At 65.2% G+C, this 20701-nt stretch carries 18 protein-coding genes; 6 read left to right on the forward strand and 12 right to left on the reverse strand.

Going from position 1 to position 20701, the window contains the following annotated elements; all coding sequences use genetic code 11:
• Positions 1-54 precede the first annotated feature (54 nt).
• Both ACZYZ4_RS07830 and ACZYZ4_RS07835 read right to left on the reverse strand, forming a co-directional pair.
• Positions 55-1470, reverse strand: a complete 1416-nt coding sequence (locus ACZYZ4_RS07830) for a stealth family protein (protein ID WP_463859869.1) — start codon at positions 1468-1470, stop codon at positions 55-57.
• Between the two features lie 283 nt (positions 1471-1753).
• Positions 1754-2683, reverse strand: coding sequence for a Cof-type HAD-IIB family hydrolase (locus ACZYZ4_RS07835; RefSeq protein WP_463859672.1), 930 nt, complete (start codon positions 2681-2683; stop codon positions 1754-1756).
• Positions 2684-2832: 149 nt separating this feature from the next.
• Between ACZYZ4_RS07835 and ACZYZ4_RS07840 the strand changes: the two genes are divergently transcribed.
• Together ACZYZ4_RS07840 and ACZYZ4_RS07845 are read left to right on the forward strand one after the other, a co-directional pair.
• Entirely contained in the window at positions 2833-3132 is a 300-nt protein-coding gene (locus ACZYZ4_RS07840) for a type II toxin-antitoxin system VapB family antitoxin (protein ID WP_058930154.1), read from the forward strand.
• Positions 3125-3796 (forward strand): LytR C-terminal domain-containing protein, encoded by a 672-nt coding sequence (locus ACZYZ4_RS07845; protein WP_463859674.1) that lies wholly within the window; start codon positions 3125-3127, stop codon positions 3794-3796. Before ACZYZ4_RS07840 ends, ACZYZ4_RS07845 begins: the two co-directional genes overlap by 8 nt.
• Before the next feature lie 10 nt (positions 3797-3806).
• On the opposite strand, the gene ACZYZ4_RS07850 is transcribed toward ACZYZ4_RS07845, so the two are convergent.
• The gene (locus ACZYZ4_RS07850; protein ID WP_463859676.1) at positions 3807-4436 is read right to left on the reverse strand and encodes a TetR/AcrR family transcriptional regulator; all 630 of its coding nucleotides are present in this window, start codon (positions 4434-4436) and stop codon (positions 3807-3809) included.
• Between the two features lie 114 nt (positions 4437-4550).
• A complete protein-coding gene (locus ACZYZ4_RS07855; RefSeq protein WP_463859678.1) occupies positions 4551-5249 on the reverse strand; it encodes a DsbA family oxidoreductase in 699 nt (232 codons plus the stop codon).
• Positions 5250-5429: 180 nt separating this feature from the next.
• Between ACZYZ4_RS07855 and ACZYZ4_RS07860 the strand changes: the two genes are divergently transcribed.
• Positions 5430-6566, forward strand: a complete 1137-nt coding sequence (locus ACZYZ4_RS07860) for a glycosyltransferase family 4 protein (protein WP_463859680.1) — start codon at positions 5430-5432, stop codon at positions 6564-6566.
• Positions 6563-8746: an amylo-alpha-1,6-glucosidase gene (locus tag ACZYZ4_RS07865; protein WP_463859682.1), complete on the forward strand. Its 2184-nt coding sequence runs from the start codon at positions 6563-6565 to the stop codon at positions 8744-8746. Before ACZYZ4_RS07860 ends, ACZYZ4_RS07865 begins: the two co-directional genes overlap by 4 nt.
• Positions 8747-8749: 3 nt before the next feature.
• On the opposite strand, the gene ACZYZ4_RS07870 is transcribed toward ACZYZ4_RS07865, so the two are convergent.
• Genes ACZYZ4_RS07870 through ACZYZ4_RS07890 form a run of 5 tightly spaced genes read right to left on the reverse strand, consistent with a single transcriptional unit; the run spans position 8750 to position 13431 of the window.
• On the reverse strand, positions 8750-9295 hold the full coding sequence (locus ACZYZ4_RS07870) for a GNAT family N-acetyltransferase (RefSeq protein ID WP_463859684.1): 546 nt from the start codon (positions 9293-9295) through the stop codon (positions 8750-8752).
• Between the two features lie 22 nt (positions 9296-9317).
• Complete coding sequence (locus tag ACZYZ4_RS07875; RefSeq protein WP_463859686.1) at positions 9318-10319, reverse strand: sugar phosphate isomerase/epimerase family protein; 1002 nt, start codon at positions 10317-10319, stop codon at positions 9318-9320.
• Between the two features lies 1 nt (position 10320).
• On the reverse strand, positions 10321-11538 hold the full coding sequence (locus ACZYZ4_RS07880; protein WP_463859688.1) for a Gfo/Idh/MocA family protein: 1218 nt from the start codon (positions 11536-11538) through the stop codon (positions 10321-10323).
• Between the two features lie 10 nt (positions 11539-11548).
• Complete coding sequence (locus ACZYZ4_RS07885) at positions 11549-12670, reverse strand: Gfo/Idh/MocA family protein (RefSeq protein ID WP_463859690.1); 1122 nt, start codon at positions 12668-12670, stop codon at positions 11549-11551.
• Positions 12667-13431: a sugar phosphate isomerase/epimerase family protein gene (locus ACZYZ4_RS07890; RefSeq protein WP_463859692.1), complete on the reverse strand. Its 765-nt coding sequence runs from the start codon at positions 13429-13431 to the stop codon at positions 12667-12669. The genes ACZYZ4_RS07885 and ACZYZ4_RS07890 overlap by 4 nt, the downstream gene beginning before the upstream one ends.
• 198 nt (positions 13432-13629) lie before the next feature.
• Here ACZYZ4_RS07890 and ACZYZ4_RS07895 point away from each other — a divergent pair, with 198 nt between their 5' ends.
• A complete protein-coding gene (locus ACZYZ4_RS07895) occupies positions 13630-14841 on the forward strand; it encodes an ROK family protein (protein WP_463859694.1) in 1212 nt (403 codons plus the stop codon).
• Here ACZYZ4_RS07895 and ACZYZ4_RS07900 read toward each other — a convergent pair.
• Complete coding sequence (locus ACZYZ4_RS07900; protein WP_463859696.1) at positions 14838-15806, reverse strand: D-2-hydroxyacid dehydrogenase family protein; 969 nt, start codon at positions 15804-15806, stop codon at positions 14838-14840. The genes ACZYZ4_RS07895 and ACZYZ4_RS07900 overlap by 4 nt on opposite strands.
• Before the next feature lie 168 nt (positions 15807-15974).
• On the opposite strand from ACZYZ4_RS07900, the gene ACZYZ4_RS07905 reads away from it, so the two are divergent.
• Positions 15975-17171: an MFS transporter gene (locus ACZYZ4_RS07905; RefSeq protein WP_463859698.1), complete on the forward strand. Its 1197-nt coding sequence runs from the start codon at positions 15975-15977 to the stop codon at positions 17169-17171.
• Positions 17172-17417: 246 nt separating this feature from the next.
• Here the strand turns inward: ACZYZ4_RS07905 and aceB are convergent, their stop codons facing one another.
• A complete protein-coding gene (gene aceB / locus ACZYZ4_RS07910; protein WP_463859700.1) occupies positions 17418-19070 on the reverse strand; it encodes a malate synthase A in 1653 nt (550 codons plus the stop codon).
• A gap of 223 nt (positions 19071-19293) precedes the next feature.
• Positions 19294-20610 (reverse strand): isocitrate lyase, encoded by a 1317-nt coding sequence (aceA, locus tag ACZYZ4_RS07915; RefSeq protein ID WP_185262477.1) that lies wholly within the window; start codon positions 20608-20610, stop codon positions 19294-19296.
• Positions 20611-20701: the final 91 nt, after the last annotated feature.

The following is a 20701-nucleotide window of genomic DNA, read 5'->3' on the forward strand; positions in this document are numbered from 1 at the left end:
AGCCCGGCGGGCCTGAGTCCCACCGTCCGCGCGACCAACGTCAGTACACCAACGTCAGAGCTCCCAGGGAGCCTTGATGGGGTAGTACTTCTCCAGGAAGTCGGTCACGATCTCGGCGCGCTCTTCCGCGGGGACTTCGGGGAAGCTGCCGTCGTTGAGGCAGAAGAAGTCCATGTTCCGCTTGGCCAGCAGCTTGGGCAGGTAGTTCAGCCCGGCGCGGGCGGTGGTGTCCACGTAACGCACCTTGGCCGCGGTCTGGGTGACCGCACGGCCTGTGAGCAGCGCGTAGTAGTGGTAGAAGGAATTGGTGACCGAGATGTTGTCAGCGGCGCGGAACCTGCTGCCCGCCGTCTTCTGGAACTCTTCCGGGAACTCACGCTCCATCCTGGCCACAACGCTGCGCCGCAGCGGGGCGGCGGTGTGCTCTAGGTGCCGCGTGGTGATCCGCCCGAAGCGGTTCCAGAGCAGCTTGCGGTTTACGCGCGCGGCGTTCTCGAAGCCACTGCGCTCGGCATCGTTATCGCCCAGCCCGATCCGGGTCTCGGCCTCGATGAACTTCGTGACGCCACCCGGCGTGAAGAACATGTCCGGGCCCACTGGACGGCCGAAGAACATATCGTCATTCGAGTAAAGGAAGTGCTCTGATAGGCCCTCGATGTTGTGGAGCTGGCATTCCACTGCCTGCGAGTTGTGCGTGGGCAGCACTGTGGGATCGGCGAAAAATTCCTCGCTGCGGACAATGGTCACCGACGGGTGCTCGGCGAGCCACTCCGGGGCGGGGGAGTCCGTGGCGATAAAGATACGGCGGATCCAGGGCGCAAACATGTATACCGAGCGCAGGGCGTATTTGAGTTCGTTGATCTGCCGGAAGCGGGCTTCGCTGTCGTCGCCTTCCCCGAGAACCACACCCTTCTGCTGGGCACGGCGGGCCGCGATGTAATCGGGCGAGCTGCCGTCCACCCATGAGAAGACCAGATCGATGTCGAAGCTGATGTCGCTGGCATGATCGGCGAACATGTTCTCGATGGTGGGCCAGGTGTGACCGTACCGTTCAACCGTCCCGCGGACAGCGTCCTGGGATTGCATGGTGCGCCGGGTCAGGGAGTTTTCGATCGGGAGGATCAGCTGATCGCCCTCAAAGCTCCAGAGCTCAATCTGGACGCCAGCGGAGGAACCGAACTCGAAACCGCCGTCGGGCTCAACCCGCGGACGGTAGAGACGGAAGATGCGGGCCTGACGGTTGGGGGAGAGATCCCCGTCGGCCACCAGCACGGAGGACTTCTTTTTCGCGTCCACAGTCATGGAGTAGACGGGCTCGTTGCGGCAGGCCTCCACCAGGGCCGCCCGCAGCTTCTTGCGGTCTTTCCAGTCCAGGGCGATGACCGGACGGTCGTTGTTACCCCGGACCAACAGGTAGTCCAGCCCGGCATCCGCAAGCACATTGCGCAGGAACAACAGGTCCTCAACCATCGCCTGGTACGGCGTCCGGTTGTGGTTGATCAGGGCGTACCTGCCCTTGTGCCGGACGACGTCCGGCCGGTGCTTGAGGCGCGCCTCAGCGGCCGGAGATGTCACCTCCGCATGGGTGCGCGGTTCTACGGACGCCTGGCCGCCGTAGTAGATCTCGTCCTGGACAGGTGCTTCTGTAATGGTTGTCTCCGTCGCGGCTAAATGATATGCGTTCTTACTTGAATAATAGCGGCACCGGCAAAAAGGCAGGCCTCAAGCGGGCGGCCACCGGCCGGGGACGGGCTCAGCTGACCATCGCCTCCCGCCAGCTGCGCAGGAAGGCTCCGCCGGCGTCGTCGTGAATGACGTCTTCCCCAAGCCCCAGATCGGTGGCCGTCAACACGTCATAGGGTTTGACCGGAACGCCGTCCGCCGGGCGGACATCAACGTGCTTCACGGGATGGTCATTGTGGTGCAGCCAGTCCGCCATCGCGTAGTCTGTGCGGGAATCCCCCACGGTTCGCCACGCCTGCGGCGTGATGCCCTGCGCCGCCAGTAACTCCACGGCGCGGCTGGCGCCGAGGTCCTTGCCCAGTCGCACTGACTCAATATCGGTGGAAATGATGGTGGGGTCCACACGGTAGTCCACCTCGTCGTCGGAATTCGGTGCGTGGTGCTCCAGACGGACCGCGCCCATGCCGTGGCGGGCCATCAGACCCATGGCGTCGGTGTCGAAAAGCTTCTGTTCGGCGAGGTAATCGGCGGATGGCACCTCGATGTGCTGCTCAACGGACACCATGGCGCGCTTGGTCTCGTCAAAAAACATGTGCCTGGAGTAGTCCTCGGCCACGAGCCTGCGGACGTCATTACCGTAGGCCTTGGGCACGGCAAGTTCGTGATCAACGTGGATGGGGCCGGGCCCGGCAGCGGTGTAACTGAACCACACGGCGCCCTTCTCGCAAATGGCGTGGACCACCGTCCCGGCGGGCATTCCCGCGGCGATCATCGGCTCCATGACCTGCTCCCGGATGAAGGCATCGGAGCGGCCGGTATTGAAAACGACCGGAATTCCGGCGGTGGCCAGCGCCACGAGATCGGCAATGATGCCCGGTTTCACGTCACGGGATACGGGGCTGGCCACGGGTCCGTCGACGTCGAGCAGGAGGGCGAGGGGCGGGGTGGACGGCAGGCGGACGCCGGGCGTGGTGCTGGCAGGGAATTCGGGTGCAGTCATGGCTCCATTGTGTCAGCCAGAGGCCTCTGATCCTGCGCCGGCGGTACAATGTCCGCGGCATGTGACAGATGGTCACTGTTTGGCCACAACCTTGGGATGCTGCGGGCCGGACACTTCTCTTGGGCCGCCAAGCTGCCTAGGGTGGCATAGTGATCTTCAAAGCTGTGGGCGAGGGACGCCCGTATCCCGACCATGGTTTCAACACGCCCAAACAGTGGGCGTCGCTGCCGCCGCGCCCTGTCCGCCTGGACGAACTGGTGACCACCAAACGGACGCTGGACCTCGAAGCGCTCCTGGCTGAAGACTCCACCTTTTTCGGCGACCTCTTTCCCCACGTGGTGCAGTACCAGGGAACCCTTTACCTGGAGGACGGCCTACATCGCGCCGTCCGGACAGCGCTGCACCAGCGGACCGCCATCCACGCCCGCGTGCTGGTCATAGATGGCTAGGAAACGCAAGGACGCCAGCGTCCTGCACGGCCACCACGTTGTCACCGGCCCCGAACTGCGGGCCACGTTTGAGGCTGCCGGCGACCCCGACAATCCGGTGCGGCTGCGCCGCCGCGTGGTGCATGGAGTGGTCCTCGTTTTGCTGCTGGGCCTCATTGCCGGCGCCATTATCGTTGCGCTGGCCATCATGAACGGACAGCTGAAGCTTCCGACGACGGCGGGCAGCGATGAGCCCCGGACCACCTGTCCCGGGGCCACCTTTGACTACACCCCTAACGACAAAATCAACCTCAACGTCTACAACTCCACCAGCCGTCCCGGGCTGGCACGCTCTGTTGCGGATGAATTGCTGGTCCGGAAGTTCGTGGTGGGGGCCGTGGCCAACACGGAGGCCGGCTTCCGCGGCGTGGCTGCGGTGGTTTCCGGGGCTGCCGGGCAGTCTGCCGCCTTCAGCGTCCAGCGGAACCTGCCGGGCTCCGACTACTTCCAGGATGGCCGGACGGATGCCAGCGTCGATGTGATTATTTCCGGCGATTACCAGGAGCTCGCCGCCGCGGACCGGGTGGACCAGACGCCAGGGACGCTCAGCTGCCCGCGTGAAAGCCGAAGGATCGCAGACGATACCAAATGGCCGGTTATTCCGACGGTCGGTCCCACACCCTAGGCCCCACACCCTAGCTAACGCGCAGGGGTGCGCCGTCGTCGTCGAACCTTGCTCCGGCGCCCAGCTGGATGAACCGCACGGTCCGGGCGATCCGGGCCTCAAGTTCGGCGGGCTCGTGGCTGCCGCGGGCGGCGCTGGAGGAGAGTGTGCCGTGGACGAGCTGCGCCTGCTGGCCAATGTCCGCTTGCGGAAAGTACCCCTGCGCCATGCCGTCCCCGAGGATGCCCTGGAGCAGGACGCTGAGTTCACCCACGTGGTCGGCCAGTTTGGCAAAGGACGACGGCGACAGCACCGCCGCCATCGCCGGTCCGGGCGGGAGGTGGCGGCGGCTGAGGTCCTCCACCTGGGTGCGCACGTACAGGGCCAGCCGTTCGACGGGATTCTCGAGCGCGCCCAGTGACTCCCGTAGCTCGGCCAGGAACCGTTCGGTCTCATCCAAGGCGTAAGAGATCAGCAGTTCTTCGATGTCAGCGTAATAGTTATAGACCGCCGTTCGCCCCACCCCGGCGTGCCGCGCGACGTCTGTCATGGTCAGTCCGGGCAGGCCGTGCGTGAACAGGAGTTCCCCGAACGCTGTCAGGACCCGGCGTTGGGTCTCGGCGCGTTGCGCGGCGTTGCTGGCCGCCGAAATCCTGGGCATGCAGACACTTTACCGCGATGTGTCAGTAAATTTGTTCCCCGCCAGGGCGCAAACGGTCATTTGAGGCCCTGAAGTGCCCTGCCTTGCCCTGCCTTGTCAGACCGCGCAGCCTTGTCAGACCGCGCAGCCGTCCGGGCCGCAGGCCTCGCCGCCCGCGGCGTTAACCAGAACCGGCGGGTTGTTCTCCTGCCAGGCCTGGTTGAGTGCCGCAGTGAACGTTTCGGCAGGCTGGGCACCCGAGAGACCGAACTTGCGGTCAATCACGAAGAACGGGACGCCCGTGATGCCCAGGGTGCGGGCTTCCTCGAAATCGAAGCGGACGTCGTCGGCGTATTTGTCCGTGGTGAAGAGTTCGGCGACTTCATCAGCGCTGAGGCCCAGCTCCTGGCCCAGAGCGGCGAGGTATGCCTGGCTGCCGATGTCCTTGCCGTGCTCGAAGTGGTCGCTCAGCAGGCGTTCCTTGGCGGCATCCTGCTGACCGTGCTCGGCCGCGAGGTGGATCAGGCGGTGGGCGGTGAAGCTGTTGGCCACCACCACCTGGTCGAACCGGTAGTCCAGGCCCTCGCCCTTTGCCTGCTCGGTGACGTGGTCAAACATCTGCGAGACCTGCGCCGGGGCCATGCCCTTGCGCGTGCTCAGGTACTCCAGCTCGGTGCCGCCGTAGTGCTCCGGGAGGGTGGGGTCCAGCTGGTAGCTGCGCCACTTCACCTCCACAGCGTCGCGGTGCGGGAAATCGGCCAGGGCGGCCTCGAACCGGCGCTTGCCGATGTAGCACCACGGACACGCGACGTCTGACCAGATCTCAATCTTCATGTTTGCCACAACTGTGACCGTGCCGAAGCCATTCCCCGCGGTAAGTGTCGGATTTGTCACACGGGGGCTTGAAATGGGGCCCCTCGCGGGGCGATAGTCGGAACAACGGGTTAAGCAGAGGCCTTTAGGAACACACTCAATCGCCAGGTCTGGGGGCGTGGCCTCCTCACGGAGGAAAGCATGCGGATAGGACTTGTTGCAGCACCATGGATTCCGATTCCCCCTTTCGGGTATGGGGGCATAGAGAGGGTTGTTGACTCCCTTGCGCGGGGATTCATCGCGGCCGGGCACGAGGTGTTGTTGGCCGCAGCGTCGGACAGCACTTGTCCGGCACCTTTGGTACCAGGCATGAGGCCTTCAAAGCCTGCTGAACTGGGGTTCACGCTGTCAGAGCTCAGCCATGTCATCAGGGCCTATGAAGGTCTGGGCGACGTGGACATCATCCATGACCACACCCTGGCCGGGCCACTGGTTGCCCGGAGGAAGTCCAGCGCCCCTGTGGTGACGACCATTCACGGCCCCCTCATCCCGGCGTCGGCCGATTTGTACCGTGCCATGGCCGCCGACACGGCCATCATCGGAATCTCACGTGACCAGGCCTCCAGCGTGCCCGACGTCCCGATCACGCGCGTGATTCATCATGGAATGGACGTCGCTTCCGTGCCGATCGGTTCAGGGAAAGGCGGCTATGTCTGCTTTGTCGGCAGAATTTGCCCGGACAAAGGTGTCCTGGAAGCCATCCATATCGCCCGCAGGGCCGGAATTCCGCTGCGTATTGCAGCCAAGATGCGCGAGCCAGACGAGATCGAGTATTTCCGCTCCGTCATTGAGCCGCTCCTGGGCTCCAACGAGGATTTCCTGGGCGAAGTGGGGGACACTGACAAGTATCGGCTCATGGGCGAAGCGATGGCGTTCCTGAATCCCATCCAATGGTCCGAGCCGTTTGGACTGGTGATGATTGAATCCCTCTCAACAGGCACTCCGGTGGTGGGAACTTCGATCGGATCCGCACCTGAGATCGTGGACCACGGAAAGACCGGGTATCTGGGTCCCACAGAACAGCTGCACACTTTCCTTCCCCAGGCCGCAGCACTGGACCGGTCGCTCTGCAGGGACCGGGCGGCCAAGCTGTTCAGCACCGAAAGGATGGTGGCCAACCATCTGGACCTCTACGCAAAACTGTTGGAAGTGAATCAGCTTCCGGGGGTTCCGGATGGTTCCTCCCTGCGCCAGAATCGAGTACGGGAATCAGTTATCCAGGCGCCGGAACCGGGCACGATCCTACGCGGCGACCTTGAGGAAGGAGCGCACCCATGACTGCATGGAACGCCGACACTGAAGCCGATGTTGGCGGGGCTGAGGCAATAACCGTCGTGGAGGGTTCGTCTTTCTGCATCTCCGCCCGGAGCGGCGACATCAGTGCCGACGGTGAAACGAACGGTGCATTTTATCAGGACACCCGGGTGCTGTCCCGTTGGATCCTCCGCATCAACGGTGCGCTCCGTGACCCGCTGGTAGCCCAACGGCCAAACGCCTATGAGGCGACCTTTGTGGGCCGCGCACTGTGGCCTGACCGCCGGTTCGATAGCCCGCTGGTGGTCCGGCAGGTCCGGCATATCGGACCCGGTCTGCAGGACGACATCACCCTGGAAAACTATTCCGCGGAAGCCGTGGACTGCGTCATCGAATTGCTGGTCGATGCTGACCAGGCCGATCTTTTCGACGTCAAAGGTGGGCGCACCCCCCAGGGAGACCAGGTGAGCCGCACCGTTAAGGATGGCGAGCTACTGATCGAGGCCCTCCGCAACGGCCAGCGACGGGGCTCCGCGATCCGCGCGGCCGGCGCTGAAGTCTCCTCTGACGGGCTTAGGTTCCATGCAACCATTCCGGCGCGTGGCGCTTGGTCCACCAGCCTGATTGTGGTCCCGCTGATCAACGGTGCGGGACCCGAGGCGCCTTTCACGGAGGAGGGGCACCCTCGCCACCGCATGGGCGTGCAGCGGCACCGGGCGTGGGAGGAGCATGTTCCCCGGATCCGGGTCGCGGATGGCAACATGGAGGCAACCCTCCGTCGGAGCCAAAGCGATTTGGGCTCCTTGCGGATTTTCGACGCCGAACATCCGGACCGTGCGGCGGTGGCAGCGGGCGCGCCTTGGTTCATGGCCCTGTTTGGCCGGGATTCGCTGCTGTCCTCCTATATGTCCTTGCTGGTTGACCCCACGTTGGCGGCCGGAACCCTCCAGACGCTGGCAACCCTCCAGGGCACAAAAGTGGATCCTGATTCCGAAGAAGAGCCGGGCCGGATCCCGCACGAGGTGCGGCTGGGCGTGACTGCAGGGCTGTCCCTGGGTGGGACCGCGTACTACGGCACAGCGGACGCCACCCCGCTCTTTGTCAGTCTCCTGGGCGAGTTGAGCCGCTGGGGACTGTCGGAGGACATCATCGATTCGCTGATTCCCCATGCCGACCGTGCCCTTGAGTGGATTGAAAAGTACGGGGACCGTGATGGCGACGGTCTTGTCGAATACCTTCGCCCCAACACTCATGGATTGGTCAACCAGGGCTGGAAGGACTCCTGGGACGGCATCAACTTCGCCGACGGGCGGATAGCTGAGCCGCCCATTGCCCTGTGTGAAGTCCAGGGGTACGTCTACGCCGCCTACGTCGGGCGGACTTTGCTGGCGCGCTGGGCGGGGGACGCCGAGACAGAGCACCGTTGGGCCGAGCGGGCAATTGCGTTGAAGGAGGCCTTCAACAAGAAGTTCTGGATGCCGGACAGGGGCTACTTCGCTATCGCGTTGGACAAGGACAAGAATCCGGTTGACGCCTGCACGTCGAACATAGGCCACTGCCTGTGGGTGGGCATCGTCGACGAGGAAAAGGCCCCACCAGTGGTGGAGCGCCTGATGTCGCCGGAACTGTTCACCGGCTGGGGGATCCGGACACTTGCCTCCGACATGGGCGCGTACAACCCCGTCAGCTATCACAACGGATCGGTGTGGCCCCACGATACGGTGCTCGTTGCCACGGGGCTGATGCGTTATGGATTCGTTGATGAGGCCATGAAGATCGCCAGCGGGATCCTTGACGCCGCCGAACATTTCGACGGGCGGTTGCCGGAATTGTTCTGCGGGTTCGACCGGTCCGAATTCCACGGCCCTGTCCCGTACCCCACGGCATGCTCGCCCCAGGCCTGGGCTGCAGCAGCTCCCATTCAACTTGCCCGGATGATGCTGCGCTTCGACCCGGACTTTACTCGCAAAGTGGTCCATCTGGCACCGATCCTCCCGGAGGGAATCGGGGACTTCCGGGCAGAGAACGTCTTGCTTGGGACCTCGCGTGTGGCCATCAGCGCGCGCGGGAGGGAGGGCTGGATCGACGGCCTTCCAACGGGGCTGAAGCTGCTGAATGAACCGCGTCCGCCACTGGACCAACGCCTGGACCAACGCATGGACGAACACTTGGACGAACGCCTGGGCGGACGCGCCGGCGGCTAGCTTCTAGGGCAGCGTCTGGGGTACGGCGCGTTCAAGGACGAAGTCGTGCTCCACGGTGGTCCCCAGCCGGAAGGACTTGCTGCCCACCTTGCGGAAACCGGACTTTTCGTAGAAACGGATGGCCCGCGCGTTCTGGCTGTTCACGCCAAGCCACACCCCGGCCGCTCCCGCTTCTGCCGCAGCCTGGAGGCTGGCGTGCATCAGTTCGGCGGCGGCGCCCAGGCCGTGATGCTCGGGGTGGACGTAGCATTTGCTGAGCTCGACGGAGGGCAGGACTTTCAGCGCCGACGCCACAACCGGATCCTCTGCTGGCCGGTTGACGAGCAAGCTGTAGCCGCGGAGCACGCCGTCGGCGTCGATCACCAGGATGGTGACATCAGGATCCGCCAGGTACTCCCGGAAATGCCGTTCGCTGAGCGTGTTGGCAATGTGCGTGGCAATGTCCTCCGGTGACGACGACGGCGGGCAGGCCAGCGGGAAGGTGACGGCCACCAGTTCGGCGAGCGGGCCGGCGTCGTCCGTTGTTGGCTTCCGGATGGTGTGGGTCATGCAGGGATTCTACGTGCGCTTCCTAGGGTTTAGAGCTGAAGGCGGCATCGAAGGAGGCGTTCGACGGCGGGTAGTCGAACTTCTTCAGCGCTGCGAGGGCTTCCGGGGCGCCGTGGAGCCGGTCCATGCCGGCGTCTTCCCATTCGACGGAGATGGGTCCGTTGTAGCCGATCGCGGCAAGAGCGCGGAACGACGATTCCCAGGGGACGTCGCCGCGGCCGGCGGAGACGAAGTCCCAGCCCCGCCGCGGGTCGCCCCAGGGCAGGTGCGAGCCCAAGACGGTGTTCCGGCCGGTGGGGCGGAGCTTCGTGTCCTTGCAGTCGACGTGGTAGATCCGGTCCTGGAAGTCCCAGATGAACGAGACGGGGTCGATGCCCTGCCACATGAAGTGGGACGGGTCCCAGTTCAGGCCGAACGCTTCGCGGTGCCCGATCGCTTCGAGGGTGCGGACGGTGGTCCAGTAGTCGTAGGCGATCTCGGAGGGGTGGACTTCGTGGGCGAAGCGGACCCCGCATTCGTCGAAGACGTCCAGGATGGGGTTCCAGCGGTCGGCGAAGTCCTGGTAGCCGGCCTCAATCACGGCGGCAGGGACGGGCGGAAACATGGCCACGTACTGCCAGATCGAGGAGCCGGTGAATCCGACGACGGTTTCCACGCCGAGTGCTTTGGCCAGCCGGGCGGTGTGTTTCATTTCCTCCGCGGCGCGTTGGCGGACGCCCTCGGGATCGCCGTCGCCCCAGACCTTCGCGCCCACGATCGCCTCGTGGCGGAAGTCGATGGGGTCATCGCACACGGCCTGGCCCTTGAGGTGGTTGGAGATGGCCCAGACTTTGAGGTTGTACTTGTCCAGGACGGCGAGTTTGGACTCGACATAGCCGGGTTCGTCCCAGCGCCAGGCGTCCAGGTGATCCCCGGACACGGCGATTTCGAGGCCGTCGTAGCCCCAGCCGGAGGCCAGTTTGGCGACTTCCTCGAACGGGAGGTCGGCCCACTGGCCGGTGAAGAGGGTGTAGGGGCGGGCCATGTCAGGCTCCTTCTGAAGCTGTGGTGCGGGCTGTCGACATGCCGACCGGGGTGCCGGCCAGTTGGATGATGGAACTTTTCGCGGCGGCGGATTCTTCCACCGCATTCAGGATGCGCTGGACGGTGAGGCCGTCCTCGAACGACGGCGACGGTTCGGTCCCGCCGTCGATCGCCAACAGGAAGTCGCGGACCTCGTGCGTGAACGTGTGCTCCCAGCCGATGATGTGGCCCTGCGGCCACCATGCTGCAAGGTACGGATGCTCTGGTTCATTGACCTGAATCCGGCGGAAGCCCTGCTCGCGGACGGGCACGGTGGCGTCCAGGAATCCCAGTTCGTTCAGGTTCTCCAGATCGAAAAGGATGGCGCCCTTTTCCCCGTAGATCTCCAGTTTCAGCGAGTTCTTCCGGCCGGTGGCTACCCGGGAGACCTCCACGGAGGCGATTGCTCCGGAGGAGAGGGACAGCGTTGCCCAAGCGGCGTCGTCGACCGTTACTTTTTCCATGCCGGCCGCCCCGGGGCGGCGGTCCACGAAGGTGTGCAGGCGGCCGGACACTTCGGTGACGTGGTCCCCGAGCAGGAACAGAACCTGATCGATGGCGTGGGAGGCAATGTCTCCGAGCGCCCCCGAGCCCGCGGTCTCCTTTTTGAGCCGCCACGTCATGGGTGCGCTGTTATCAGCGAGCCAGTCCTGGAAGTAGGCGGCACGGACGTGCCGGATGGTCCCCAGCCTGCCCTCCGCAATCAGCTCCTTCGCGAGGGCCAAGGCCGGGACGCGCCGGTAGTTGAACCCGACCATGGACTGCACTCCTGCTGCCCGGGCAGCCTGCGCCGCTGCCGTCATGGCCTCGGCCTCAGCCAGGGTGTTGGCCAGCGGCTTCTCCAGAAGCACGTGCTTGCCCGCCTCGAGGGCGGCGATCGCGATCTCGGCGTGCAGCCAGCCCGGGGCGCAAATATCAACGATGTCGATGTCATCGCGTTCGATGACCGTCCGCCAGTCGGTGGACGTTTCAGCCCAGCCGTACTTCCCGGCGGCCTCGGCAACCCCGGCGGCGTCCCGGCCCACCAGGACCTTCTGCTCAAACGCCGGGACATCGAAGTAGCTGGCGACGTTCCGCCACGCGTTCGAGTGGGCTTTGCCCATGAACGCATAACCGATCATCGCCACACCCAGTTTTTTGAGTTCCGGGCGCGGATTGTTCTCTGGTTCGTGTGAGGTCATGGTGGGTTTCCTAGAGGGTAGCGGCTTCCGGCGCCCAGTCCTCAGGGAGGGCTGGGGATGCCGGGGCAGAGCTTTCGACGTCCACGAAAGTTCCAGATTCCATGGATTCGGTGATTGAGACCATAGAATCCAGGACGTGGTAGGCCAGGTCGCCGGTGGCGCGGTGCGGCACCCCGTCGCGGATGGAGCGCGCCATGTCCAGGACGCCCATGCCACGGCCGTTGGCAGGTCCCGTGGCAGGGACGGTGGTCCAGTCCTCGTCACCGGCACGCCACAGGCGGATGTCGCCGTCGAAATAGTTGGGGTCCGGCAGGGACAGCGTGGCTTCAGTACCAGTGATTTCCACGAAGCCCATCCGCACGCGGGGGGATTCGAAGGAGAAGACGCTGTGCGAGGACGCCCCGCTCTCGAACTGCGCCATGGCGGACACATGCGTGGGCACCTCGACGGTGAACTCCTCGCCGGCCTTGGGCCCTGAACCAATGACCCGGAATTCCTTGGCCTTGGAGCCGACGGCGGCCACCTTGCGGATGGAGCCGAACGCCTGGACCAAGGTGGTGAGGTAGTACGGGCCCATGTCGAAGAGCGGGCCCGCGCCGTGCTGGAAAAGGAAAGCCGGGTTGGGGTGCCAGGATTCCGGACCGGGAGTCTGGAACGTGGTCATGGCGGTCAATGGCGTGCCGATGTCGCCGCGCTCGATGAGCCGCAAAGCGGTCTGCAGCCCGGCGCCCAGGAAGGTGTCCGGGGCGCAGCCCAACCGGATTCCGGCGGTGTCGGCGGTTTTGAGCAGGCCTAGCCCGGATTCGCGGTCCAGCGAGAACGGCTTCTCGGTCCAGACGTGCTTGCCGGCGTTGACGGCTGCTGTGGCCACTTCCACGTGCGCCGCCGGGATGGTGAGGTTGACGATGATCTCGACGTCGGGGTGGTTCAGCGCCGCGTCCACGCCGCCCCACTCCGCGATGCCGTATTCCTTGGCGCGGGCTTCGGCGGCTCCCTCAAAGAGGTCCGCGATCACGTGGACTTTGAGGTCCGGGAAGACGGTGAGGTTGTCCAGGTACTGCTTGCTGATGTTGCCTGCACCGATGACGGCTACGCCCACCGGGCCCCGACCGGCCGCTGCTGCGCCGCTCATGCGTTGGCCCGTTCCGCTGCGTTGTTGGAACCGGCAGCCTTGTTGAGGAACGCCAGGCTCTCCGCGATGCCTTCGAAGATGTCGCCCGCGTAGTCGTCGAACTCCACCACGCCCACTTCCAGGGATTTTGCTGCGGCGATGACCTCCAGAACCCGGACGTTGCCCTTGCCCGCGGGCTGCTGGGCTTTGGTGTCCGTGTTCAGCGGGCCGTCCTTGATGTGGATCAGCTTCACGCGGCTGCCCAGCTTCGTGAGGATGTCCACCGGATCCTGGCCGCCCACGGCAACCCAGTAAGTATCCACCTCGAGGACAACTTCAGGGTCCAAAAAGTCAGAGAAATACTCCAAGGCCGTGCGGCCCTCCACGGTGGACTCCAGCTCCCACTGGTGGTTGTGATAGCCCACGCGGATGCCGTATCCGGCGCCCTTCCTGGCTGCGGCGTTGAGGCTGGCAGCGGTGGCCTGGATGGCTTCGGCGGACTGCCAGCGTTCGGCCGGGATGAAGGGGTCGATAACGGTGGTGATGCCCAGTTCTTTGGCTGCCGCGAAGATTTCGTCTTGGTCCTGGCTGAGGAGGGGGGCGTGTCCGGACGGGGCGGTGAGGCCGTTTTCCTTCAGCGCGGCGCCGAGTTCCTTGGCCGTCGCCACGAAGTTGTAGGGCTCAACCTGGGTGAAGCCGATCTCCGCGACCTTGCGGATAGTGCCGGGCAGATCCTCCTGGATCTGGTCCCGAAGTGTGTAGAGCTGGATCGAGTAGTTCATTGGTTCTCCTGATTGCAGACGAATGCACGTTGACTGGGTGCTGCGGTGCTGCGGTGCTGCGGTGCTGCGGCGCTGAGGGCGATGCCACTTCCACTAAAGCTAGGATGACTTTCGCCGATCGTCAAGCAAAAGTTGCGCGGGTGCCGATATTCTTTATTCCGCGTGACAGGCAGAAGTTGAATGTGTTATTCATGATCCATGAGCCTCAGCCCCGGAACCGAGCACGCCGTCCCAGACCACGGCGTCAACTTGGCGCGCGCCGGCGATCTCTTTCAGCTGCTTCGGGACGGCCAGGCGCGGACCCGCGCGGAACTCGCGATGAGTACGGGGCTCGCCCGTTCCACCGTGGCGTCGCGGATCGACGCACTGATCCATTCAGGACTCGTGGGCCCGGCGGGGGAGGCGAACTCCAGTGGCGGCAGGCCGCCGTCGCGCTTTGCCTTCAACCCGGCGGCACGCGCCGTCCTAGCCGTCGACGTCGGCGCCACTCACGTGATTGTTGCCGTCACCGATCTCAGCGGCCGGGTTCTGGCGGAGCGGCGGCTGGCCCAGGATGTTGCGGCCGGCCCTGAGTCGGTGCTTGGCCGGGTGATCAAGGAGGGCTTGGTACTGCTGAAGCAGGCCGGACGGGACCTGCGCGATCTCGCCGGCATCGGGATCGGCCTTCCGGGGCCCGTGGAACACGCCACCGGAAAGCCCGTCAAGCCGCCCATCATGCCGGGATGGGACGGGTTCGACGTCGTCCCTTACGTCCAGCGCTCGCTGGCTGTTCCGGTGCTGGTGGACAACGACGTAAACATCATGGCGCTGGGGGAGCGGTCAGCGCACTGGCCGGACCACGGGAATTTCCTGTTCATCAAGGTGGCCACCGGCATCGGATCCGGGATCATCAGCAACGGCGAACTGCAGCGCGGTGCCAACGGAACGGCGGGCGATCTGGGCCACGTACGCGTGCCGCGCGGCGATAACGTTCTGTGCCGGTGCGGAAACTACGGATGCCTGGAGGCGCTCGCGTCCGGACCGGCGCTTGCCGCTGAATTGGAGCGGCAGGGTGTGCCGGCACGCAAAGGCAGCGAGGTGTTGCGGCTGGTCGGCGAGGGCAATCCGCAGGCCATCCACGCCCTGCGCCAGGCCGGCCGGGATGTCGGCGACGTGCTGGCCACCGTCGTCAACCTGCTCAACCCGTCCGTCATCGTCATCGGCGGGAGCCTTGGCCAGGCAGGAGAGCACCTGATGGCCGGCGTCCGCGAAGTGGTCTACCGGCGGTCCTTGCCGCTGGCAACCAGCCACCTGCGGATCGCCCTTTCCAAGGCCGGGGACCAGGCGGCGATTCTTGGTGCGAGCCAGATGGTCACGCAGTACGTGTTGTCGCCTGCAGCCATTGAGGCGACGCTCCAGGCGGCCGGCTAGCCTCTAGCGGCCGTAATCACGCGGACCGGCTTTCCCTCCAGCCAGGCCTTGACGTCCTCGAACGCGCCACCGTAGAACTGCCGGTAGCTCTCCGCTGTCACGTAGCCGAGGTGCGGGGACAGGACAGTGTTGGGGGCGCTGAGCAGCGGGTGGCCCGCGGGAAGTGGTTCCTGGTCAAAAACGTCCAGGGCCGCGCCCCGGATCCAGCCCTCGTACAAAGCCCGCACCAGGGAATCCTGGTTCACCAGCGGCCCCCGCGAGGTGTTCACCAGGATGCCTTCCGGCCCCAGGAGCCGCAGTTCCTGCTCACCCACGATGTCCTCGGAACGGGGAGAGAACCGCAGATGGAGGGTGACGACGTCGGAATTCCTGAAAAGGTCCTCCTTGCTGACCTTCTGGATCCCGGCCTCAGCCGCGGCCTCGTCGGTGAGATTCTGGCTCCAGGCGAGCACCTCCATGCCGAACGCCTGCCCGTAGGCCGCGATCCGCCGCCCGATCTTGCCCAGGCCCACGATGCCCAAGGTCTTGCCGGACAGCTCCATCCCCACCGAGGTCTGCCACGTGCCGGCGCGCAGCGAGTTCTCCTCGGCCGGGAGGTTGCGGGCGATCGCGAGCAGCAAGGCCCACGTCAGCTCCGGCGCGGCGGTGGGTGACCCGGGCGTGCCGCACACGGTGATGCCGAGTTCCGCTGCTGCGGCCACATCGATGGCGGCGTTGGCCATTCCGGTGGTCACCAGCAGCTTCAGCCCCGGGAGCCGTTCCAGCACGGTGCGGGGGAACGGGGTCCGCTCCCGCATCGCAACGACGATCTGGTAATTGGCGAGCGCCGCTGCCAGGGCGTCCTCGGACTGGAAGGGCTCGCGGAAGACGGACGTTGCGACGCCGGCCTGCTCCAGGGAGGCCCAGTCGGCGAAGCCGTGCGCCACGTCCTGGTAGTCGTCGAGGATGGCAAGCCGTTGCTGCATGTCTATTCCTTCGTCCGAGGGGTGCGGCTTTGTATCCCGCACGTTGGGGCTGGCTGGTGTGAGCTTCATCGTATGCCAGGGCGCCATGACGCAGCAGCGGCGTCCGGCGCAATGCGGCGTGATAGCAATGGAAGTGATGAAATCCTTTTTAGCCACCGCGGAATCCTCGTGAGCGGACAGTTCCTGGCCAAAGTTCCCAAGGGCTGGATCTTGCTCGCGTGCATCGGACTGCTGGCGCTGAACCTGCGTGGGCCGTTCGTTGCCGTTGCCCCGGTGGTTGACTTGATGCAGGCCGACCTCGGATTCACCCCCGTGATGTTGGGCCTGCTGACCAGCATCCCGGTGCTGTGTTTCGCGCTCGCGGCGTCGCTGGCGTCACTGACCACAAGGAAACTCGGCGCGGAGTTCGCCGTCTCCCTCACCATCCTTGGCGTCCTGGCAGGCGTGATTGTGCGCTCGGCGGGCGGCCCGGGACCGGTGGTAGTGGGTACGGTGATGATCGGCCTGGCCATCACGGTGGGCAACATCGCGGTGCCGTTGATTATCCGCCGCGACTATTCCCCGTTGCGCCAAGGAACCGCCATGGGTGTGTACACCGCGGCTCTGAACATCGGATCATTCCTGACATCCATGGTCACGGCTCCCTTGGCCGAGCTGGCCGGTTGGCGGGTGGCCCTGGTGTCCGTGGGCATCCTGGCCGTGATTGCCATTGTTTTCTGGACCCTCGCCGTGGGCGCCCGCAGCGCGTTTGTGCCCTCTCGCACCGTGGTGGCCGGAGGGCAGGAGCACCCGGCCGTCAAGGGTTCCGGCTGGATTACCGCCGGGCTCACCGCAGGCTTCGCCGGCCAGGCGTTTTCCTATTACGCCGTGACAGCGTGGCTGCCGAGCTATCTCAACGACGAGCTTGGCATGTCTGCCTCGGCGGCCGGGGCAGGCTCATCGCTGTTCCAGATCTTCGCCATTGTTGGCGGCCTGGGAGTGCCCTTCGCGGCCAAGTATTTCAGTACGACGACGACGGCAGTCACCGTGGGGTTGTTGTGGACGGCAGTGCCGGTCGGGCTGCTGCTGGCGCCGCAGCTGTGGTGGCTGTGGTCCACCAGCGGCGGCATCGCGCAGGGCGGCGGGATCACGCTGATCTTCATCGCCATCATCAAACTGGCCCGGGACCAGGCGTCCGCGGGCCGGATGTCCGCCACGGTCCAGGGGCTCGGTTACAGCTTTGGGGCGGTGGCCCCGCCCCTCGTGGGCTTCGTGCACGACACGTCGGGTTCCTGGACCCCGGCGCTGCTGGTGATCCAGGGGTCCGTGCTGATGTTCTTCGTCTGCACAACCCTGGCCGTGCGGCTGGTGCCGAAAGGACGCTGACGCGTCCCGTCGTCGTACGTTCCCTTCCTTGCCACCCGCAGGCCCCACGCGCCGAGACCATCCCCAAACAACAGCGCGAACCGGCAGCTAATACCCTCAAACCTGGGTTTTCAGGTCATTAGCTGCCGGTTCGCGCTGTTGGTGGTGTTCCGTCGCCGGGCCGGCTCCCCGGATCTCGGGGGTGCCTGTTGCGAAGGGCGTGCCTGCCCGGCGGACGGAAGTCTATTCAGTTAGCCTGCTGCGGCCCTAGGCTGCGGCGAGCTCTTCTTTGGTCGCCTTTTCGCGGGCTTCGGTGAGGTAGCGGGCGTAGGCGGGGAGGGTCAGGAAGGACGGGAAGTCCTGGCCGAGGGTGACTTCCTCGAAGATGTCGCGGGAGTCTTCGAAGCGGTCGCCGTCGAAGCGTTCCAGGCGTGCGAACTCTTCGTCGAGCAATTCCTCGATCCACTGGTGGGTGATGATTTCGCCGCGGTCGGTGAGGGCGCTGGCGAACATCCACTGCCAGATCTGGGAGCGGGAGATTTCGGCGGTGGCGGCGTCTTCCATGAGGTTGTGGATGGCGACGGCGCCGTTCCCGCGGAGCCAGGATTCGATGTAGCGGATGCCTACCTCGATGTTGTTCCGGATGCCCTGCTCGGTGATGGTGCCAGTCGTGGCGGCCACGTTGATGAGGGCACGGTCATCGGGGACGACGTCTTCGCGGGTGCGGTCCAGCTGGTTGGGACGCTCGCCGAGGGTGGCGTCGAACACTTCGCGGCAGACCGGAACCAGGTCCGGGTGGGCCACCCAGGAGCCGTCGAAGCCGTCGTTGGCCTCGCGGGTCTTGTCGGCACGGACCTTCTCGAACGCGTTGGTGTTGGCGGCCTCGTCCTTGCGGTTGGGGACGGCGGCGGCCATACCGCCGATGGCCATGGCGCCGCGCTTGTGGCAGGCACGGACCAGCTGTTCGGTGTAGGCGCGCATGAACGGCTGGGTCATGGTCACCTGGGCGCGGTCCGGCAGGACGAACCGGGGGCCGCGGGTACGGAAGTTCTTGATCAGGGAGAAGATGTAGTCCCAGCGGCCGGCGTTCAGGCCTGAGGCGTGATCACGCAGTTCGTAGAGGATCTCCTCCATTTCGAACGCCGCGGTGATGGTCTCGATCAGCACGGTGGCGCGGATGGTGCCCTGCGGGATGCCCAAAAGATCCTGGGCGAGGATGAAGATGTCATTCCACAGCCGTGCCTCGAGGTGGTTCTCGATCTTGGGCAGGTAGAAGTACGGGCCCTTGCCCTGGGCCAGGAGCCGGCGGGCGTTGTGGAAAAAGAACAGCCCGAAGTCCACGATGCCGCCGGCCACGGGAGCGCCGTCGATGATCATGTGCTTCTCGGGCAGGTGCCAGCCGCGGGGGCGCACCACGATGGTGGGCAGTTCCCCGGCCGGGCGGAGCTTGTATTCCTTGCCCTCGGGAGAGGTGAAATCGATACGGCGTTCCAGCGCATCGGTGAGGTTCAGCTGGCCCTTGATGACGTTCCGCCACGTGGGGGTGGAGGAGTCCTCCATGTCAGCGAGCCATACCTTCGCACCGGAGTTCAGAGCGTTGATGGTCATCTTCTTGTCCACCGGCCCGGTGATCTCCACCCGGCGGTCCTCCAGACCCGGGGCTGGCGGAGCGACCCGCCACGACGGGTCGTTGCGGATGTCTTCGGTCTCGCGGAGGAACCTCGGGTCCTGGCCGCCGGCGATCTCGGCGCGGCGGGTCCGGCGTGCCTGCAGCAGTTCCTGCCGACGCTCGGCAGTGGCACGGTGCAGCTTGGCGACAAACTCCAGGGCATCCGGAGTAAGAACCTCGTCCTGCCGGCAGAAGGGCTGCGCGGTCAAAGTGATCCCGTTGATGGTGAAGTTGTCAGTGAAGGTGTTCATTTCTGTCTCCTTAAAGACGAAAAGGGAGTTCGACGGCGGGTAGCGGCACTGCGGTGACTCAGGCACAAGACGGCGGTCCGGGCATCCGGCAGCCTGCGTAAAAGGGGCCCTGTGCCCGCCCCCGACCGAGTTCTACGAGGTCATGGGGCGGGCATGGGGAATAGCAGGCAGAGGATCGTCCGGTCCGCCGGCGGACGCAAGCGCCGCCGTCGAACGGTAAGTGTTAGTGGAACTGGCCTTCTTCGGTGGATCCCACCAGTGCCAGGGTTGACGCGTTCGGGTTGAGCGCAGTTGCAATGTCGTCGAAGTAGCCGGTGCCGACTTCGCGCTGGTGCTTGGTCGCGGTGTAGCCGCGGGACTCGGAGGCGAATTCCTTCTCCTGCAGCTCGACGTAGGCGCTCATGCCTTCACGGGCGTAGCCGTGGGCGAGGTCGAACATCGAGTAGTTCAGGGCGTGGAAGCCGGCCAGGGTGATGAACTGGAAGGTGAAGCCCATGGCGCCGAGTTCACGCTGGAACTTCGCGATCGTGGCGTCGTCCAGGTGCTTGCGCCAGTTGAACGACGGCGAGCAGTTGTAGGAGAGCATCTGGTCCGGGAAGTCAGCCTTGACGGCTTCGGCGAACTTGCGTGCCAGTTCCAGGTCCGGGGTGCCCGTCTCCATCCAGATGAGGTCAGAGTACGGGGCATAGGCCTTGGCGCGGGCGATGCAGGGTTCGATGCCGTTGCGGACCTTGTAGAAGCCTTCCGGGGTGCGCTCGCCGGTGACGAATTCCTTGTCGCGGGGATCGACGTCGGAGGTGATCAGGGTGGCGGCCTCGGCGTCGGTGCGGGCGATGACCACCGAGGGGGTGCCGGCGACGTCGGCCGCCAGGCGGGCGGCGTTCAGGGTGCGGACGTGCTGCTGGGTGGGGATGAGCACCTTGCCGCCGAGGTGGCCGCACTTCTTTTCCGAGGCGAGCTGGTCTTCCCAGTGCACACCTGACGCGCCGGCCTGGATCATGGATTTCATGAGCTCGTAGGCGTTCAGGGGCCCGCCGAAGCCGGCTTCGGCGTCGGCGACGATCGGCACCATCCAGTCCTCAACCGTCTGGATGCCTTCGGAGAATTCGATCTGGTCTGCGCGGAGGAGGGCGTTGTTGATACGGCGCACCACCGTGGGAACCGAGTTGGCCGGGTACAGCGACTGGTCCGGGTAGGTGTGGCCGGAATTGTTGGCGTCGGCGGCAACCTGCCAGCCCGAGAGGTAGATGGCGCGGAGGCCGGCCTTGACCTGCTGCACGGCCTGGTTGCCGGTCAGGGCGCCCAGGGCGTTGGTGTACCCGCCGGTCTTGTGCTCTTCGGTGAGCTGCTTCCACAGCTTCTCGGATCCGCGGCGGGCCAGCGTGTGTTCCTCGGAGACACGGCCGCGGAGCTTGACGACGTCCGTTGCCTTATAGTCACGGGTCACACCTTCCCAGCGGGGATTGGCGGCCCACTCAAGCTCCAGGGCGGCAGCCTGCTCTTCGGGCGTCTGCTGGGTGGGCTCAAATGCTGCAGTCATCGTTGTCTCCTCGATTGAGCTCCGGGTGGTTATCTGCCGGCCGGAGCTGCTTCGTTGCAGTTCCGGCCGGCTACCCCGGTGCGGTGTTTCT

It is taken from the genome of Pseudarthrobacter adonitolis (assembly GCF_055412845.1).